Consider the following 18,378-nt stretch of genomic DNA (forward strand, 5'->3'; position numbering starts at 1 on the left):
CTTCGGGCGGGCCGCCGTACGTACGCCGTACGTAAGAACCATTGACGTAAGTGGCCGCTTTTCCCATGATTGCCACATGAGCGTCCTGGACTTCGACCTGTCGGACCGCGACTTCTGGGCCCGGCCCATGAGCGAGCGTGAGGAGGCGTTCGAGCGGCTGCGCCGCATGGAGAGCCCCGCCTTCTTCGAGGAGATGGAGATCTCCTACGCCCCCAAGGGCCCCGGCTACTACGCCCTGGTCAAGCACGCCGACATCCTGGAGGCCAGCCGCAACCCCGAGGTGTTCTGCTCGGGCGACGGAGGCGCGACGAACATCCCCGACATGCCGGCGGAATTCGCCGAGTACTTCGGCTCGATGATCAACATGGACGACCCCCGTCACGCCCGCCTGCGCAGGATCGTCTCGCGCGCCTTCACACCCAAGATGATCAAGCAGTTCGAGGCCGACGTGGAGGCCGCCGCCACGGGCATCGTGGACGACCTGCTGGCCAAGGGCCCCGGCTGCGACTTCGTCACCGAGGTGGCCGCCCGCCTGCCACTGAAGATCATCTGCGACATGATGGGCATCCCCGAGCGCGACTACCAGTACGTCTTCGACCGCTCCAACGTCATCCTCGGCGGCTTCGACCCCGAATACACCGGCGGCGACCTCACCCAGATCGCCGAGCGGCTGCTCACCGCCGGCATGGAGCTCCAGCAGCTCGTCCAGGACCTCGCCGCCCACCGCGCCGAGCACCCGACCGGCGACCTCACCTCGTCACTGGTGAACGCCAACATCGACGGCGAGCGGCTCACCATGCAGGAGCTGGGCTCGTTCTTCATCCTGCTGGTCGTCGCGGGCAACGAGACCACCCGCAACGCCATCTCCCACGGCCTGCACCTGCTCACCACCGACCCCGGCCAGCGCGCCCTGTGGCTGCAGGACGTCGACGGCCGCGCGCCCGGCGCGGTCGAGGAGATCGTCCGGCTCGCCTCCCCGGTGAACTTCATGCGCCGCAAGCTCACCAGGGACTTCGAGATGAACGGCCACCTCTACGAGAAGGGCCGCAAGGTCGTGCTGTTCTACTGGTCGGCCAACCGCGACGCGTCCGTCTTCGACGACCCGCTGCGCTTCGACATCACCCGCCAGCCCAACCCGCACGTCGGCTTCGGCGGCCCCGGCCCGCACTTCTGCCTGGGGGCTCACCTGGCCCGGCGCGAGATCACGGTGATGTTCCGCGAGCTGCTGCGCCGGGTGCCCGGCATCGAGGGCGGCGAGCCCGACCGCCTGCACTCCAGCTTCATCAACGGCATCAAGCACATGGAGTGCCGGTTCTGACGGACGCCGCTAACCGGCGTTGGTGAGCCTGATCTGGTTCATCACCGTACGGATGTCGGGCAGCAGCTGCTTCTTGTCCGCCGGGATCGACATGAAGACGATGGCCGGCACGTCGGCGCCGGTGTTCACGGCCATCGTCACGATCGTCGCCTTCTCCGTGTCGGAGGTCAGCGAGTACGCGATCAGCCGCCCGGTCTGGTCGCCCACCTTGATGGCCTGCTGGGCGACCTTGCGGACCTTGTTGCCGGTGGGGAAAAAACGCTTGCGCGCGTCCAGCACGACCTGCTTGATCACCGGCTCCAGGTTGTCCTGCTCGTAGTAGGACGCCATCTTCTCCTGCAGCGGGCCCGCCATGAGCACGGCGTACCGCTCGGGCGCGACCTGCACGTACTGGCGGTGCATGAAGTTGTACGTGCCCTTGATGGTGACGGCCGGACGCTGGTCGAGCTGCCACTCGCCGCCCAGGCGCGGCACGGAGATGCCGGCGTTGGCGACCGGCAGCCGGCCGGTGACGGCGGAGGCCTTGCCCGGGTAGCGCGGCAGCGGGCCGATCGAGGTGGCGGTCTTGGTGGCCGTCGGCTTCTCCGACGCGCTGGCCGTCGCCGCCGCCTCACCGGCGCTCGCCGCGTCGTCGGGGGCCAGCGGGCCCCACAGGAACGCCCACAGCAGCGCCGCGACCAGCGCCACCGCGACGGAGCCGCCGAGCGCGTAGACCCAGACCGGCTTGCCGGAGCCCTCGTCTAGGTCGTCCTGCTCGCCCATGGCCTGGTAGTTGTCGCCGAAGACGGTGTTCCAGAGCTCCTGCTGGCGCTCGGGCGGCGGCGTGCGCGACCCGCTGATCTGGCCCGCGGTGACGAACCGGTGCTCCGGGTCGGACGGGTCGCGGCTCAGCTGGGAACCGGGGCGGTTGGACTGGTCTTCGGCGGGGGGTGCGCCGGTGTGTGTGGAATCCATGGAGGTGGAGGGGACCGCGCGATCGTTGAGGAGGTTCTCGGTGTGCTGGGCGTAGGTGACCGTACGCTCGTCGGCCGGGTGACCCTGGCTCTGTGGCTGAATCGGGGGCTGGTCGTGAGGGGGACTTTGCTGCTGCGGGGGCGGCGGCATGTCCTGCCGGGGGGTGCTCTGGTTGCCGTACATGACCGTGCGTTCCGCCGGCGGCGTGCTCGCCTGCGGGTCGGCGGGCGGCCATGGGGCGGGGTTGGACAGGTTGGACCAGGCGCCGGGCGTCGGGGTGGGCGGCAGCGCCCACGCGGGCACGGGGTCGGCGGGCTGACCGGGCTGCTGGCCGTGCTGCCGGCCGGGCCCCTGGTTGGGCGCCTGGTTGGGCGCTTGGCCAGGGGGCGGGGCGCCCTTCGAGGAGACCTCGGGCCAGGCGCCGGGGCCAGCGGCGCTCTGCGGCGGCGGCGTCGCGTCGGGCCACGACATCGGCACGTCCTGCGAGTTCGACTCGGGCCAGGAGGAGATGGGCCCGTTCTGCGGGGACGACTCCGGCCATCCGGCGCCGCCCGGCTGCCCGGGCCGCGACTGCTCCGGCCACGACGGCTCTGCGCCGTGCGGGCCGCTGTTATGAGCGCCACTGTTATGAGCGCCACCGTTGTGCGGGGCACTGTTATAGGCGCCCGGGTCGCTGTTGTAGGGACCGGGGTCGCTGTTGTACGAGCCCGCGTCGCGCGGGCCGCTGTTGTAGGCGGCGGCGTCGGGGCGGGCGGGGGCCTGGCGGGCGGCGCCGGGCGGCTCGGGCCACGAGGGGTCCTTGCGCGGCGGCTCGGGCCAGGACGGCTCGGGCGCCTGACGGGGCGGCTCTGGCCAGGATGTGGGAGCGTCGGCGGCGGGCGCCTCGGGCCAGGAGTGGGGCGCGGGCGGCGTCTCGCGTCGTGGCGGTTCGGGCCAGGACGAGGGCATATGAGGTCCGGAGTTCTCCGTTGCCATTGCCGCCGGTCCTCCCGAGGTTGTGTCCGGATGTCCCGTTATATCCGGATTTGACGTTCCACGCATGATCTCATGGGATTTTCCAGGAGACCCAGGTGGTTCCGCAGCGAAACGAGCGAAGCCATGCGGATCGGTCGGCGGATCCTGCAGCGGCAGGTCGTCCTCCGGTCGATCTGGCTCAGCTGGGTACACCACGGCGTCAAGGCTATTCTTCTGGGACGAATGAGGTCACAACGGATACATCACCATCAGGTCTCACCGGACCTGAAGGATCCATTGTGCCCGCGGACCCCCTTCGAGTGCCTGCATTCATCCGAAGAGGTGCGCTAGGCTTGACACATGCGTTCCGCGACCCTGCTTCTTAGCGGGCCGCGACGGCCCTGAAGATCTCGCCGTCGCGGCTCCACCCCTCGTTGTGTGCACGGGGGGTTTTCTTATGGGTCCGAATCAAGCCAGAAGGACAGTAGCCGTGAGTGAGTATGACCCGCAGGCGCTGCAGGCCAAGTGGCAGCAGCGATGGGAGGAGCAGGACACCTATCGGGCGAGCGAGGACCTCGCGGACACCCGCGAGCGCCGCTACATGCTCGACATGTTCCCCTACCCGTCGGGCGACCTCCACATGGGCCACGGTGAGGTGTTCGCCATCGGCGACGTCGTCGCCCGATACTGGATGCAGAAGGGCTACAACGTCCTGCATCCCATCGGCTGGGACTCCTTCGGGCTGCCCGCCGAGAACGCCGCGATCAAGCGCAACGCCCACCCGGCGGAGTGGACCTACGCCAACATCGAGACGCAGGCCAACTCGTTCCGCCGCTACGGCATCTCCTTCGACTGGTCGCGCCGCCTGCACACGAGCGATCCCGACTACTACCGCTGGAACCAGTGGCTGTTCATCCGCTTCTTCGAGCGCGGCCTGGCCTACCGCAAGGGCGGCCTGGTCAACTGGTGCCCCAACGACCAGACCGTGCTGGCCAACGAGCAGGTCGTGGCCGGCAGGTGCGAACGCTGCGGCGCCGACGTCATCAGGCGCGAGCTGACGCAGTGGTACTTCAAGATCACTGACTACGCCCAGCGCCTGCTGGACGACATGGAGCAGCTGACCGGCTGGCCCGAGCGGCTGCTGACCATGCAGCGCAACTGGATCGGCCGCTCCGAGGGCGCCGACGTCCTGTTCGAGATCGAGGGCCGCGACGAGCCGGTCCAGGTCTATACCACGCGCCCCGACACCCTGTTCGGCGCCACGTTCTTCGTGGTCGCCGCCGACGCCGCGCTGGCCGACGAGATCGTCACCGACGAGCAGCGTCCGGCGTTCGAGGCCTACCGCGCCGAGGTCGCCCGGCTGAGCGACATCGAGCGCCTGGCCACCGACAAGGAGAAGACCGGCGTCTTCCTGGGCCGCCACGCGATCAACCCGGTCAACGGCGAGCGCATCCCGATCTGGGCGGCCGACTACGTGCTGTCCGACTACGGCCACGGCGCCATCATGGCGGTGCCCGCCCACGACCAGCGCGACCTCGACTTCGCCCGCAAGTTCGACCTGCCGGTCAAGGTCGTCGTGCACACCGGCCTGGCCGACCCCGGCGAGACCGGCGAGGCCACGCCGGGCGAGGGCACGCTGGTCAACTCCGGCCCGCTCGACGGCCTGACCAAGGCCGAGGGCATCAGAAAGATCATCGAGGTCCTGGAGTCCGAGGGCAGGGGCACCGGCGCGGTCAACTACCGGCTGCGCGACTGGCTGCTGTCGCGCCAGCGCTTCTGGGGCACGCCGATCCCGATCATCCACTGCCCCGACTGCGGCGAGGTGCCCGTCCCCGACGAGCAGCTGCCGGTCACGCTGCCCGACATGCGCGGCGAGGCGCTGGCGCCCAAGGGCGTCTCCCCGCTGGCCAGCGCCACCGAGTGGGTCAACGTCGAGTGCCCCAAGTGCTCGGGCCCGGCCAAGCGCGACACCGACACGATGGACACGTTCGTCGACTCGTCGTGGTACTTCCTGCGTTACTGCTCGCCTGGCTACACCGAGGGCCCGTTCGACCCCGAGCAGGTGCGCAAGTGGGGGCCGATCGACCAGTACGTCGGCGGCATCGAGCACGCGGTGCTGCACCTGCTGTACTCCCGCTTCTTCACCAAGGTCCTGCACGACATGGGCATGGTCGACTTCACCGAGCCGTTCCTGCGCATGCTCAACCAGGGCCAGGTGATCAACGGCGGCAAGGCCATGTCGAAGTCGCTGGGCAACGGCGTCGACCTGGGCCAGCAGATCGACGAGTTCGGCGTCGACGCCGTACGCCTGACGATGATCTTCGCCGGTCCGCCGGAGGACGACATCGACTGGGCCGACGTCTCCCCGGCGGCCTCCCAGAAGTTCCTGGCCCGCGCGCTGCGCGTGATGTCCGAGGTCACCAGCGAGCCCGGCGCCGCGTTCGACGGCGGTGACGCCGAGCTGCGCAAGGTCACCCACCACACGATCGACGAGGTCACCAAGCTCGTCGAGGGCCAGCGCTTCAACGTCGCGGTGGCGCGCATGATGGAGCTGACCTCGGCGGCCCGCAAGGCCATCGACTCCGGCCCCGGCGCCGCCGACCCGGCGGTGCGCGAGGCGGCCGAGGCGCTGGCGGTCATGCTGTCGCTGGTCGCCCCCTACACCGCGGAAGAGGGCTGGGAGCGGCTGGGCCGCACCGGGTCGGTGGCGTTCGCCGGGTGGCCGGTGGCCGACCCCGCGCTGCTGGTGCAGGAGTCGGTCACGTGCGTCGTGCAGGTGGCGGGCAAGGTGCGCGACCGGCTGGAGGTCTCGCCCGACATCACCGAGGCCGAGCTGCGCGAGCTGGCCCTGGCCTCCGGCAAGATCACCCCCTACCTCCAGGGGGTGCCGCGCAAGGTGATCGTCCGGGCGCCCAAGCTGGTCAACATCGTCCCCTAGGGGTTCACACCTCGCGCAGGGCCGGCAGCAGTTCCTTCTCGGCCCAGTCGAAGAACTGCTGCTGCCGGTCGTGCCCGATCTGCACGAGCGCCACGTGGGTGAACCCCGCGTCGGCGAACTTCCTGACGCTCTCCACCACGGCGTCCACGTCGTCGCCGCAGGGCACGCTCTTCGCCACGTCCTCGGGGCGTACGGTGCCGGCGGCGGCGGCGAAGTTCACCGGCCCTGGCAGCTCGGCCATCACCTTCCAGCCGCTGACACTCCAGCGCCACAGCTCGTGGGCCCGCTGGAGTGCCGCCTCGCGGTCGGTGTCGTAGGAGATGGCGAGCTGGCCGTAGACCGGCTTGCCCTGCCCGCCGGCCGCGTTGAACTGCTGCACGACCTCGGGCATCGGCTCGTTGATGACCAGCACGTCGCCGTACTCGGCGGCGATCTCAGCGGACTGGCCGCCGGACGCGGCGATGCCGATGGGGACGGGTTGCTCCGGCAGGTCGTACAGCTTGGCCGAGTCCACGTCGTAGAACTCGCCCTGGTGGGTGATGTACTCGCCGCTGAACAGTTTCCTGATGATCTGCACGGCCTCGGCGAACATGCGGTGCCGGGTGTCCACAGGCGGCCAGCCCTCGCCGATGACGTGCTCGTTGAGGTTCTCGCCCGCGCCCAGGCCGAGGGTGAAGCGGCCCTTGCTCAGCACGCCCATCGTGGCCGCCTTCTGCGCGACCACGGCCGGGTGGTAGCGCATGATGGGGCAGGTGACGTACGTCATGAGCGGCAGCCGCTCGGTCGCCTGGGCGGCGGCGCCGAGCACCGACCAGCAGTAGGGCGAGTGCCCCATCTCCTCCAGCCAAGGGAAATAGTGGTCGGAGATGACGGCGTAGTCGAAGCCGGTCCGTTCGGCCGCGGCGGCGTAGTCGACGAGTTCGCGGGCCGGGGTCTGCTCGGACATCAAGGTGTAGCCGATCTGTACCATGTGTCCCGGCTACCCCGCTTTGTGCACCTTAGTGGCCGCAGTACGGAGATCAATGATGGTCGCGGTCGCCCAGCTCCTCGATCACCAGGCTCAGCCCGATGCCCAGCAGCCAGAGGTCCTTCACGACGGCGGTGCCGTTCTGGGTCGGGCGCAGGCTGCCCTCCTTGCGCATCCCCGGCGTCCGCAGATAGAGGCCGAGCAGGCCCGCCGCGAAGCCGGTGAGCGCCGCCCCGGCCAGCAGCGACGGCACGAACGGCGCGAGCAGCGCCGCGCCGAGCGCGATCTCCGAGCGGGACAGCAGCCGGACGAACGCCTTCGGCTCCATGCTCGCCAGGAACGGATAGGTCCCCGACGCCATGCCGTGCAGTCCGGCCGCGGTCTGCTCCTCGGCGCCGGTCTTCTCGACGCCGGAGTTCAGGATGACGGCCGCCGCGGCCAGGCGGGTGGGAAGGTGGTGGGCGCGGGCGAAGATCCTCATCAGGGCCTCACAGACGTCGGGACAGCGGCCATCCCCCTGCCCGTGCGGGCCCGCGGCATCCCGGACTTGGGGTTTTCCAGGGCCGGTCCCGTCCGCCGGTGGAAGAATTCTTGGGCTTGGCTTGACGTCGCCGATTAGTGTGCAGGGGTGACAAATGGCGCATACCTGAGATACCCGCACCTACACGGTGACCTGGTCACCTTCGTCGCCGACGACGACGTATGGCTCGCGCCGCTGGAGGGAGGGCGGGCCTGGCGCTTCACCGCCGACCGCGTACCGGTGAGCAATCCGCGTTTCTCCCCCGACGGTGGCCGCATCGCGTGGACCAGCACCAAGGAGGGCGCCGCCGAGGTGTTCGCCGCCGAACTCGACGGGGCGGAGGGCGAGCGGCTGACCCACTGGGGCGGCAACGGCACCACCGTGCGCGGCTGGACGGCCGGCGGTGACGTGCTGGCGGTGAGCGAGGCCGGGCAGAGCTCGCGCGTACGGCGCTGGGCGTACGCGGTGCCGCTCGACGGCGGGCAGGCCACGCGGTTGCCGTACGGGTGGATCAGCGAGGTGGCCGTCGACGGGCCGCGGGTCGCCACCGTGTCGTCGATCTGGCGTGAGCCGTCGCAGTGGAAGCGCTACCGGGGTGGCACGGCCGGCAAGATCTGGGTGGACGCCGAGGGGACCGGCGAGTTCGTCCGGCTGTTCGCCGACAGCACGGCGCAGTACTGGTCGGTGAGCTGGGTGGGGGACCGCCTGGTCTTCCTGTCCGACGCCGACGGCACCGGCAACGTCTACTCCGCCCTGCCCGACGGCTCCGACCTGCGCAAGCACACCTCCCACGAGGAGTTCTACGCCCGCCACGCCACCAGTGACGGCCGCCGCGTGATCTACTCCCACGCCGGTGACCTGTGGCTGCTGGAGAGCCTGGACGCCGAGCCACGCCGGCTGGACGTGCGCCTCGGCGGCCCGCGCCCTGGACGGGCCAGGCGGCCGGCGCCGCTGCGGGTGGGCTCGTACGCGCCGGACGCCACCGGACGGGCGAGCACCGTCGAGATCCGCGGCACCGCCCACTGGGTGACCCACCGCGACGGCCCCGCGGGCGTGCTGCGCGCCGAGCCCGGCGTCCGCGTCCGGCTGCCGCGCGTGCTCGACGCCGACGGCAGAGCCGTGTGGGTCTCCGACGCCACCGGCGAGGACGCCCTGGAGATCGGCATCCCCGGCGGTGAGATCAGCACGCTGGCGGCCGGGCAGCTCGGCCGCGTGCTGGAGCTGGCCGCCGCCCCCGACGGCAAGCACGTGGCCGCCGCCTGCCACGACGGGCGGCTGCTCGTCGTGGACGTGGAGAGCGGGAACGTCAGGGAGCTGGACCGCACCGACCAGGGCGACGTCTCCGGCCTCACGTTCTCGCCCGACTCGGGCTGGCTGGCCTGGGAGTTCCCGCACGACGAGCGGCTGACGCAGATCAAGATGGGCCGCGTGGACGGCAGCTCGGTCATCGAGGTCACCCCTGCCAGGTTCGCCGACTACGACCCCGTCTTCACCAAGGACGGCAAGCACCTGGCGTTCCTGTCCGTACGCACCTTCGACCCCGTCTACGACACGCACGTCTTCGACCTGTCCTTCCCGTACGGGTGCAAGCCGTACATCCTGCCCCTCCAGGCCACCACGCCCTCCCCGTTCGACCCCTCCCTGCAGGGCCGCGGCTTCAACGGCGAGGACGACAAGCCCGCCAAGGGCGACAAGAAGGACGACGAGCCGCCGCGTACGGAGGTGGACACCGACGGCCTCTTCGACCGCGCGGTGCCCGTGCCCGTGCCGGCCGCCCGCTACGGCAACCTGCGCGCCGCCAAGGACGCGCTGCTCTGGCTGCGCCACCCGGTCACCGGCCGGCTCGGCGACGGCTCCGAGCAGAACCACGAGGTCGTGCTCGAACGCTACGACCTCAAGAAGCGCGCCAGGGCCGAGCTGACCAGGGAGGTGCGCTCGTTCGAGGTCAGCGGCGACGGCTCCCGGCTCGTCACCCACGGCAAGAACGGCCTGCAGACCCGCGCCGCGACCGAGGGCGACGACCCCGTCACCATCGACCTCGACCGGATCAGCGTGCGGATCGACCCCGTCGCCGAGTGGCGGCAGGGCTTCCGCGAGGCCGGCCGGCTCATGCGCGACCACTTCTGGCGGGCCGACATGAACGGCGTCGACTGGCAGGGCGTGCTCGACCGCTACGAGCCGCTCGTCGAGCGCATCGGCTGCCACTCCGAGCTGATCGACCTGCTCTGGGAGACGCAGGGCGAGCTGGGCACCTCCCACGCCTACGCCATCGGCAACGGCGGCGGCGCCGACCCGCGCCGCCGCCAGGGCCTGCTCGGCGCCGACCTGGCCAGGGACGACGACGGCGTGTGGCGCGTCACCCGCGTCCTGCCGGGCGAGTCGTCCGACCACGCCGCCCGCTCGCCGCTGCTCGCCCCCGGCGTCGCGGTCCGTCCGGGTGACGCGATCCTCGCCGTCGGCGGCCGTCCCGTCGATCCGGTACGCGGCCCGCTGGCGCTGCTGGCCGGCACCGCGAACCAGCCCGTCGAGCTCACCGTGCGGCCCGCGTCGGGCGGCGACGTCCGCCGGGTCGTGGTCAGCCCGATCGCCGACGAGACCGCGCTGCGCTACCACGACTGGGTCGCCGACCGGCGCGCCCACGTCAAGGAGGCGTCCGGCGGCCGGCTCGGCTACCTGCACGTGCCCGACATGGGTGCGCCCGGGTGGGCGCAGTTCCACCGCGACCTGCGCACCGAGATCGCCTGCGACGGGCTCATCGTGGACGTGCGGGAGAACGGTGGCGGGCACCTGTCGGAGCTGGTCCTGGAGAAGCTGTCGCGCAGGGTCACCGGCTGGTCGGTCTCCCGCGGCTACCGGCCGATGCGCTACCCCGACGACTCGCCGCGCGGGCCGGTCGTGGCCGTCGCCGACGAGTTCGCCGGGTCCGACGGCGACATCGTCAGCCAGGGCATCAAGAACCGCGGCATCGGGCCGCTCGTCGGTGTGCGGACCTGGGGCGGCGTCATCGGCATCGACCAGCGGTACTCGCTCGTGGACGGCACCGTGGTGACCCAGCCGCGGTACTCGTTCTGGCTGGAGGGGCCCGGCTGGGACGTCGAGAACTACGGCGTCGACCCCGACGTCGAGGTCGTGATCACGCCGCAGGACCGGGTCGCCGGGCGGGATCCGCAGCTCGACAAGGCGATCGAGCTGGCGCTCGCCGCGCTCGACGAGCACCCGCCGGCGACGCCGCCCGAGCTGCCGCCGCTGCCCGCCTGATGACCGGCCCTGATGGTCGGCCCTGATGGTCGGCCCTGATGGTCGGCGCTGATGGTCGGCGCTGATGGTCGGCGGTGATGATCGGCTGGGCCGCTCGTGGCGGCCCGGCCGGTCTCAGAGGACGGTCAGCCGGGTGAGGATCTCGGCCAGGATGGCCTCGGTGGTGGCGAAGTTGAGCCGTACGTAGTGCTCGCCGCCGGGGCCGAAGCCGGCGCCGTCGTTCAGCCTGACCCTGGCCTCGCGCTCGATCACCTCCGCCATGCCCGGCCGCCCCGCCTCCAGCCAGGCCAGGTACGTCGCCTCCGGCAGCCGGTAGCCGAACGTCTCCGGCAGCCGGGCGGCGATCGTGCGGCGGTTGCGGTCGAGCAGGGCCAGGGTCTCGGCCAGCCAGGCGTCCCCGTGCCGCCATGCCGCGACCGTGGCCTCGACGCCGAAGACGCTGGGGGAGCCGTACACGAAGGGCGGTTGTGCCTCCAAGGCCGCGCGGACGCCCGCGTGGCCGAGGTGGGCGACCGAGCAGCGGATGCCGCCCAGGTTGAACGCCTTCGTGGCCGAGGTGAGGGTGACGGTGCGGTCCGGGAGGATCGTGGCGAAGGGGATGTGGTGGTGGGGTGCGTACACGAGGTCGGCGTGGATCTCGTCGGCGATGACCAGCAGGTCGTGGCGCTCGGCGCACTCGGCGAGCGCGGTCAGCTCGGCGCGGGTGAAGACGCGGCCGGTCGGGTTGTGCGGGTTGACCAGCAGCAGGACCCGGCAGCCCGACAGGTCGGGCACCTCGAAGCGCCAGGTGTCGCCGTCCGGTTCGAGGCTGATCGGATGAAGCCGGCGGTCCATGACCTTCAGCGTGGTCAGGAACGGGGGGTAGGCGGGGACGTGCAGGGCCACTCCGTCGCCGGGCCGCGTCCCGATCTGGAGCAGCACCTGGAGTGCCTGGTTGAGGTCGTTGAAGGGGCGGACGTGGGTGGGGTCGGGGTCCCAGCCGTGGCGGGCCGACATCCGCTCGGCGAACGCCTCGGCCAGCGGGCCCGCGCTCGGGTCGAGCAGCCAGGCGGGGTAGCCGAGGTCGCCTGCCGTCCGCCTGGCCAGGGCTTCGGTGACGGCGGGGGCCGTGGGCAGGTCCATGTCGGCGACCCAGGCGGGGATGACGCCTGGTTCCACCGCCGCCCACTTGAGCCCATCGTGTACTGATTTAAGGTCTATTGGGGGATATGCGTCCTCCACGTGGCCATTCTAGGATTTATGAATGTGATGAGGCGGTGGCGCGGGTTATGGCAGGCTGGGCGGCCATGACGCCCCACCCGAAGATCGACGCGATCGTCGAGACGTACCTCTCCGTGGCGGACGCGGAGGCCCCAGGGCTGGTGGAGGGGCTCTACCTCGAGGGCTCGGCGGCGCTCGGCGACTACCGGCCCGACACCAGCGACATCGACTTCGTGGCCGTCACCACCGGGCCGCCGGCGCCCGGCGTGCTCGAACGCATCCACACCAGGCTCGGCGCCCACCCCTTCGAAGGCGTCTACCTCACCTGGGACGACCTCGGCCACGACCCCGCCGAGCTGGGTGAGCGCCCCCAAGCGAAGGGCGCCAGGCTCAACCGGCGCGGCGAGCCGAATCCCGTCACCTGGCACACCCTCGCCCGCCACGGCCTGACCTGCCGGGGGCCGAAGCCCGAAGAGCTGAAGATCTGGAACGATCCCGCCGCGCTCGCCGCGTGGACCGACGGCAACCTCGACCGTTACTGGCGCCGGCTGGTCCACCGCGCCTCCCGCCTGCTGTCCCCGTGGGGCGTGACCTCGCTCGGCGCGTACGGCACGGTGTGGGTGGTCACCGGGGTCTCCCGGCTGCACTACACGCTGGCCACCGGCGAGATCGCGTCAAAGACGGACGCCGCGCTGCACGCGCTGGAGACGTTCCCCGAGCGCTGGCACCAGGTGGTGAACGAGGCCCTGCGCCTGCGCCAGGACGACTCCGCGCAGCCGTCCTTCGCCGGGCTGGTGTCGTGCTTCGGCGAGCACTTCGGCACGCCCCGGCGCTCGCTCTACGGCTCGCCGTTCGAGCGGCGGAGGGACATGCTGGAGTTCGCCGGTCACGTGATCGTGGCCGGGCACCGGCTGTTTCAGGCGCGGGGGGATTGACCGGGCGGCCGGTCCGGGATACGAATGCGATCCCGTCGGCGCGGAGCCGGGTGGCGTGATGTTAGCGCTAACACTGGCTCTCCTCCGGAAAGGACGCCCATGACTGCCCTCCGCCGGACCGTGGCCTTCGTCCTCATGGCCACAATGCTGCTCGTGATCCTTCCACCGGGCGCCGCCCATGCCTCCCCGGCCGTCCAGTACACCAACCCGATCGCCGCCCGCCGCGCCGACCCGCACGTCTTCCGGCACACCGACGGCTACTACTACCTCACCGCCACCGTCCCCGAGTACGACCGCATCGTGCTGCGCCGCGCCACCACCATCCAGGGCCTCGCCGGCGCCCCCGAGACCGTCATCTGGCGCCGGCACACCACCGGCGAGATGGGCGCCCACATCTGGGCCCCCGAGATCCACTTCATCAACGGCAAGTGGTACGTCTACTTCGCCGCCGGCCGGGCCGACGACGTGTGGCGCATCCGCATGTACGTCCTGGAGAACGCCGCCGCCAACCCGCTGACCGGCGCCTGGACCGAGCGCGGCCGCATCACCACGCCGTGGGACACCTTCTCGCTCGACGCCACCACGTTCGTCGCGGGCGGCGTGCGTTATCTCCTCTGGGCGCAGCAGGAGCCGGGCATCGCGACCAACTCCAACCTCTACATCGCGCGGATGGGCGCCAACCCCTGGACGATCACCGGGACCGTCACCCGGCTGACCGTGCCCACGCTGGCGTGGGAGACGCGCGGCTACAAGGTGGCCGAGGGGCCCGCCGTGCTGCAGCGTAACGGGCGGCTCTTCCTGACGTACTCGGCGAGCGCCACCGACGCCAACTATTGCGTCGGCCTGCTCACCGCCTCGGCCTCCGCCGACCCGCTGCAGGCCGCCTCGTGGACCAAGAGCCCGAACCCCGTCTTCGCGAGCAACGCCGCCACCAGTCAGTACGGCCCCGGGCACAACTCGTTCACGGTCTCCGAGGACGGGCAGAGCGACCTCATCGTCTACCACGATCGCAACTATCGGGACATCTCCGGCGACCCGCTGAACGACCCCAACCGGCGGACTCGCGTACAGAAGGTGTACTGGCGCGCCGACGGCACCCCCGACTTCGGCATCCCGGTGGCCGACGGGGTCACGCCCGTGCGGCTCATGTCGTACGACGTGGCCGGCTCGGCCGTGCGGCACTGGGACTACCGCGCCCGCCTGGAGAGCAACGTCACCCCGCTGGCCGACTCCCAGTTCAGGCTCGTGACCGGGCTGTCCGGCGCCGGCACCGTCTCCCTGGAATCAGCCAACTTCCCTGGCTACTACCTGCGTCACCGCAACCATGAGGGATGGGTCCACCAGCGGGACGGCTCGGCCCTCTTCGACGCCGACGCCTCCTTCACCCGGCGCACCGGCCTCGCCGGCAGCGGCACCGTGTCCTTCGAGTCGATCAACTTCCCCGGCTACTACCTGCGACACCGCGCGGGAACGGTGTGGGTGGAGCGGGACGACGGAACGACCGCGTTCCGCAACAGCGCCAGCTTCATCCTGGAGTGATCAGGAGTTCGCCGGCCGGGGCGGGGGCCGGCGTCGCCACAGCACCCATCGTGAGCGACACCGAGAACCGTGAGGAGCCGCCGGCCCCGCCACCCTCACCAAGACATTCAGGAACCCAGAGAGCACATCAACCCGCGGGACCGGTGACGGGACGCGCGCGTCGTGCGCCCCGCCTGGCGCTCGGACGTGTGCCCGAGCGCCACCCCGCGAGGAGTCGGAGGAAGATCAGGGGTCAGAGGCGGCGCAGGACCGCGACGACCTTGCCCAGCACACTGGCCTCATCGCCGGGGATGGGCTCGTAGTTGGGGTTGTGCGGGACGAGCCAGACGTGGCCGTCCTTGCGCTTGAAGGTCTTGACCGTGGCCTCGCCGTCGATCATCGCCGCCACGATGTCACCGCTCTCGGCGACGGGCTGCTGGCGGACGACCACCCAGTCGCCGTCGGCGATCGCGGCCTCGATCATCGAGTCACCGGTGACCTGCAGGAGGAACAGCGTGCCCTCACCGACGAGCTGCTTCGGCAGCGCGAAGACGTCTTCGACGCTCTCCTCGGCGAGGATCGGGCCACCGGCGGCGATGCGACCCACGAGCGGGACGTAGGCGGCCGTCGGCCGGTTGACCGTGGGCTCCTCGGCGCCGGCGTCGGGGTCGACCCACAGCACCGGCTCGCCCGGCAGGCGCACCTCGAGCGCGCGCGGCCGATGCGGGTCACGCCGCAGGTAGCCCTTCCGCTGCAGGGCGGTGAGCTGGTGCGACACGCTGGACGTGCTGGTCAGCTGCACCGCCTCGCCGATCTCACGCATGGAGGGCGGATATCCGCGCTGCTGCACCGAGTCGCGGATCACTTCGAGGATCTTGCGCTGCCTGGGCGTCAGGCCCAGGGAGTCTCGTCGGCGCACCGCGAGGTCGCTGACCCCGTTCGCGTCGTCCCGCTCGGTCATGCTCTTCCTCCTCGCCTGGCGGCCCGCCTCACCGGCGGACCTCCCGGTCTGTGGTCCCGATGTCGCACACAGCGACCGTATCGCTGTTGAAGATCATCTTCAAACAATTGTTCGAGTCTTCCTCGAAATTGTCGCCAGTGTGGTGTACAACATCGTACGGGAGTTCGATCGACACCGTGTTCGATTTGCTGATCTTATTTGGCCTTTTCCTCAGGCCACGCGGCAGGAGGTCATCCATGCGAAGGCCCACAAACACGGACACGACCAGCGAAGACGTCAACCGGCTCACCTTGATCGCCGAAGCCACGCGGAGTAACGATCGACGGGGAGACAATACGCGGGCGGGGGGTGGCGTTCGCATGAATTCCGGCAAGAGGTTGGGGCCCCGCTCCCGCCACGGCGGAAGACCCCATTTGCACCTCGTCCCACCCCCACGCCCAGCCCCCGCCGACCCACCCGACGCAGACGCTCTCGGCAACCCAGCCGCCACCGGGTCGTCGGCCCGTGACGCGACGCCGGGCGGTGCGGGACTGGGCAGTGAAGGGGCGCCGGGCGGTGCTGCGTTGGACAGTGAAGGGGTGCCGGGGAGGGGCAGGGCGCGGCGCAGGGGCGCATCGCTGGGCGACGGCACGGCGCTGGGCGGTGACGTGGCGCCGGGCCCCGGCGCGGCCCTGAGGAAAGGCGCGGCGGCGTCGGGCGGACGCGACGTACAGGGGCGGGGTGGGGCATCGGGCAGGGACGGGGCTCGCTGGGAGCCGGGCGGCGCGGGCCCACCGCGCGACGATGTCCCGCTTACGCGCAAAGCACGCCGACGTGGCACGAAGGCCGGCGGCCCGCCCCCCGACGTGACACCGTTGGGCCCTCGCCCGGTGCCCGCACGCCCTGACGTGGCCCCCTCACGCTCACGCGATGCCAGGGACGACACCCCGCTCGGCCGTGTCGCCGCTTCCCGAACCGGCAGCGGCAAGGGCGTCCGCAGCGATCAGGGTCTCCGTGGCGACGGGGGTGTCCGTGGTGACAGGGCTGCCCGCGGCGACGAGGGTGTCCCCGGCGACAAGGGTGCCCGCGGCGGCAAAGCCCTCGGCGGTGCGAAGGGCGTCCGGGGCGGGAAGGGCGTCCGGGGCGGGAAGGGCGTCCGGGGCGGGAAGGGCGTCCACGGCATCGCACCTTTCCGGCGTTTCTGGAGGAGGCAGGCCGACACCGGCGACGCCGGCATGCTCAGCCGAGGCCCGCTGACGCTGATACAGGGCGAGGCGAATGCGCCCGCGCCGGGCGGGAGCGCCGGAAGCGGGCGACGTCCTGTGGGGGTCGTCCCGGAACGCGGCGGCGCGTTCCCGCAGGGCCGCGCAGGAGGTCCCGCACGGCGAGGGGAGCACGCGGCCACGGGGGAGAAGACCACCGGACGAAAGAAGACCGCGGGCCGGGAGATAGCAAGCGGCCGGGAGATAGCAAGCGGGCGGCAGACGGGAAGCGGGCGGCAAATAGCAAGCAGGCGGGAGAAAGGAAGTGGGCGGCAGGCAGGAAGCGGGCGGGAGAAAGGAAGCGGGCGGGAGAAAGGAAGCGGGCGGGAGAAAGGAAGCGGGCGGGAGAAGGGGGCCAAACGTAAGAAAGCGCTAGGGCGCGGGATCGCCGCAGCGCGGGCGGGCATGGCCGGACTGGACAGCGCGTCCGGGCGGCCACGTTTGGCGGGGCGGCCGAATCCGGGCGGGCGGCGAGGTGTGGTCGGGCGCGGAAGCGGAGTTGGGCGGGGAAGTGTAGGTCGCGGGGGAAGTGCGGGCCGGGCGGGAACCCTGGGTCGCGCGGGCAGGGTCGGTCCGGCGGGGAGTGTTGTGCGGCGGGAGCGGGTCGGTGTGCCTGGGCTGGGGAGGGCCGGGGCGCGGCGGCAGGCTGCTCCTGTGCGGTTGACGCGACGGGGGCGGATCGTGGTGGTCGTCGCGATGGCGCTGCTGTCGCTGGGCGGCTTCTGGCTCGGCACTCGGGCGGTCGGTCATGCGGAGGTGCGGGTCGTGGTTGCCGGTCACGCCGGGCTGCCGTGGGTCGAGGTGCACCAGGGGGACACCTTGTGGAAGATCGCTGATGCTCTTGCGGAGGGCGAGGACCCGGCCGCCCTGGTAGAGGAGATCAAGCGGCTCAACGGCCTGCCCGACTCCTTCATCCGGCCCGGCAGCCGCCTGTACGTACCGGGTGACACCGCCGCCTTACGCTGACGACCGACCCGGCACCCCCGGTCATGGTGCCGCTGTCACCCCGGGGACCGTCGGACCCGGCTCGGCGGGCCCGGGGCGCCTCTCAAGCCTGAGGAGAGCGTCCCGGCCGTCGTGAAGGTTCTCGAAGCGGAGGCCGGCGCGCCCGGTCCGCGGTTCCTGGACCGACACGGCGACGTCGCCCCCTGGTGACCCGGGGGCAAGAGGGCTTGCCTGGGTGATGGGCGGGTAGGGCTGCCTGGCTTCCTGGTGACGCGGCCAGGCGGCTCCGGTGGCGGGCAGGTGGGCATGGGGTGCGTGGGTTCTTTCTGGAGGGATGGAAGTGCAGGTGGGCGGGGTTGTACGAGGTGCCGTTCCGGGTGGGCGGTTATGTGGGGGTGGTTCTCGCGTTGGAGGTCGGTGGCGGGAGGCGCCTTCGCCGAGGGGCGTTACAGGGGGTCAGGGCGGTGGGCGCGAGTGCTGGGTTTGTCCGGTGGTAGGGGTGTGAGAGTTGTTCACGTGCGACCGCTTGAGTAACCGATGTGACGTCTCTACCTGCGTAAAGATCACCGCCGGTGGGCCGACACGCCCGGGGCGGATGAGGCGAGGGGGCTGATCAGCGACTTCGGCGGGAAGGGGTGGCTCAACTTGCGTTCATGGTCGCGCGCTTCT

At 71.1% G+C, this 18,378-nt stretch carries 13 protein-coding genes; 6 read left to right on the forward strand and 7 right to left on the reverse strand.

Annotated features, from left to right (window positions below; genetic code table 11):
• The first annotated feature begins 76 nt into the window (after nt 1-76).
• On the forward strand, nt 77-1,318 hold the full coding sequence (locus AB0K28_RS00285) for a cytochrome P450 (RefSeq protein WP_364363199.1): 1,242 nt from the start codon (nt 77-79) through the stop codon (nt 1,316-1,318).
• Nucleotides 1,319-1,327: 9 nt separating this feature from the next.
• On the opposite strand, the gene AB0K28_RS00290 is transcribed toward AB0K28_RS00285, so the two are convergent.
• Complete coding sequence (locus AB0K28_RS00290; RefSeq protein WP_364363202.1) at nt 1,328-3,220, reverse strand: hypothetical protein; 1,893 nt, start codon at nt 3,218-3,220, stop codon at nt 1,328-1,330.
• A 463-nt stretch (nt 3,221-3,683) separates the two neighbouring features.
• On the opposite strand from AB0K28_RS00290, the gene leuS reads away from it, so the two are divergent.
• Nucleotides 3,684-6,164 (forward strand): leucine--tRNA ligase, encoded by a 2,481-nt coding sequence (leuS, locus tag AB0K28_RS00295; protein WP_364363205.1) that lies wholly within the window; start codon nt 3,684-3,686, stop codon nt 6,162-6,164.
• Between the two features lie 4 nt (nt 6,165-6,168).
• Here the strand turns inward: leuS and AB0K28_RS00300 are convergent, their stop codons facing one another.
• On the reverse strand, nt 6,169-7,134 hold the full coding sequence (locus tag AB0K28_RS00300; protein ID WP_345387781.1) for an LLM class F420-dependent oxidoreductase: 966 nt from the start codon (nt 7,132-7,134) through the stop codon (nt 6,169-6,171).
• A gap of 49 nt (nt 7,135-7,183) precedes the next feature.
• Nucleotides 7,184-7,612 carry a hypothetical protein gene (locus AB0K28_RS00305; protein WP_345387778.1) on the reverse strand — a complete coding sequence of 143 codons (429 nt, stop codon included), beginning with the start codon at nt 7,610-7,612 and terminating at the stop codon, nt 7,184-7,186.
• A gap of 147 nt (nt 7,613-7,759) precedes the next feature.
• Between AB0K28_RS00305 and AB0K28_RS00310 the strand changes: the two genes are divergently transcribed.
• Nucleotides 7,760-10,909: a PDZ domain-containing protein gene (locus AB0K28_RS00310; protein ID WP_364363209.1), complete on the forward strand. Its 3,150-nt coding sequence runs from the start codon at nt 7,760-7,762 to the stop codon at nt 10,907-10,909.
• Between the two features lie 114 nt (nt 10,910-11,023).
• Here the strand turns inward: AB0K28_RS00310 and AB0K28_RS00315 are convergent, their stop codons facing one another.
• Nucleotides 11,024-12,067 (reverse strand): aminotransferase class I/II-fold pyridoxal phosphate-dependent enzyme, encoded by a 1,044-nt coding sequence (locus tag AB0K28_RS00315; RefSeq protein ID WP_364363212.1) that lies wholly within the window; start codon nt 12,065-12,067, stop codon nt 11,024-11,026.
• A gap of 128 nt (nt 12,068-12,195) precedes the next feature.
• Between AB0K28_RS00315 and AB0K28_RS00320 the strand changes: the two genes are divergently transcribed.
• Nucleotides 12,196-13,044 (forward strand): aminoglycoside adenylyltransferase domain-containing protein, encoded by an 849-nt coding sequence (locus AB0K28_RS00320; protein ID WP_364363215.1) that lies wholly within the window; start codon nt 12,196-12,198, stop codon nt 13,042-13,044.
• Between the two features lie 99 nt (nt 13,045-13,143).
• Complete coding sequence (locus AB0K28_RS00325) at nt 13,144-14,583, forward strand: family 43 glycosylhydrolase (protein WP_364363218.1); 1,440 nt, start codon at nt 13,144-13,146, stop codon at nt 14,581-14,583.
• A gap of 232 nt (nt 14,584-14,815) precedes the next feature.
• Here AB0K28_RS00325 and lexA read toward each other — a convergent pair whose 3' ends face one another.
• From lexA to AB0K28_RS00340, 3 genes are all read right to left on the reverse strand, one after another.
• A complete protein-coding gene (gene lexA, locus AB0K28_RS00330) occupies nt 14,816-15,523 on the reverse strand; it encodes a transcriptional repressor LexA (protein ID WP_345387768.1) in 708 nt (235 codons plus the stop codon).
• 28 nt (nt 15,524-15,551) lie between these two features.
• Nucleotides 15,552-15,830 carry a hypothetical protein gene (locus AB0K28_RS00335; protein WP_345387766.1) on the reverse strand — a complete coding sequence of 93 codons (279 nt, stop codon included), beginning with the start codon at nt 15,828-15,830 and terminating at the stop codon, nt 15,552-15,554.
• Between the two features lie 595 nt (nt 15,831-16,425).
• Nucleotides 16,426-16,680 carry a hypothetical protein gene (locus tag AB0K28_RS00340; RefSeq protein WP_364363221.1) on the reverse strand — a complete coding sequence of 85 codons (255 nt, stop codon included), beginning with the start codon at nt 16,678-16,680 and terminating at the stop codon, nt 16,426-16,428.
• 738 nt (nt 16,681-17,418) lie between these two features.
• On the opposite strand from AB0K28_RS00340, the gene AB0K28_RS00345 reads away from it, so the two are divergent.
• The gene (locus AB0K28_RS00345; protein ID WP_364363224.1) at nt 17,419-17,730 is read left to right on the forward strand and encodes a LysM peptidoglycan-binding domain-containing protein; all 312 of its coding nucleotides are present in this window, start codon (nt 17,419-17,421) and stop codon (nt 17,728-17,730) included.
• Nucleotides 17,731-18,378: the final 648 nt, after the last annotated feature.

Source organism: Nonomuraea sp. NPDC049504, assembly GCF_040676845.1.
Taxonomy (GTDB): domain Bacteria; phylum Actinomycetota; class Actinomycetes; order Streptosporangiales; family Streptosporangiaceae; genus Nonomuraea; species Nonomuraea salmonea.

Coding starts and splice junctions, on each gene's coding strand:
- AB0K28_RS00320 (WP_364363215.1), top strand. CDS start 12,196: ATGACGCCCCACCCGAAGATCGACGCGATCGTCGAGACGTACCTCTCC.
- AB0K28_RS00290 (WP_364363202.1), bottom strand. CDS start 3,220: ATGCCCTCGTCCTGGCCCGAACCGCCACGACGCGAGACGCCGCCCGCG.
- lexA (WP_345387768.1), bottom strand. CDS start 15,523: ATGACCGAGCGGGACGACGCGAACGGGGTCAGCGACCTCGCGGTGCGC.
- AB0K28_RS00305 (WP_345387778.1), bottom strand. CDS start 7,612: ATGAGGATCTTCGCCCGCGCCCACCACCTTCCCACCCGCCTGGCCGCG.
- AB0K28_RS00285 (WP_364363199.1), top strand. CDS start 77: ATGAGCGTCCTGGACTTCGACCTGTCGGACCGCGACTTCTGGGCCCGG.
- AB0K28_RS00325 (WP_364363218.1), top strand. CDS start 13,144: ATGACTGCCCTCCGCCGGACCGTGGCCTTCGTCCTCATGGCCACAATG.
- AB0K28_RS00300 (WP_345387781.1), bottom strand. CDS start 7,134: ATGGTACAGATCGGCTACACCTTGATGTCCGAGCAGACCCCGGCCCGC.
- leuS (WP_364363205.1), top strand. CDS start 3,684: ATGGGTCCGAATCAAGCCAGAAGGACAGTAGCCGTGAGTGAGTATGAC.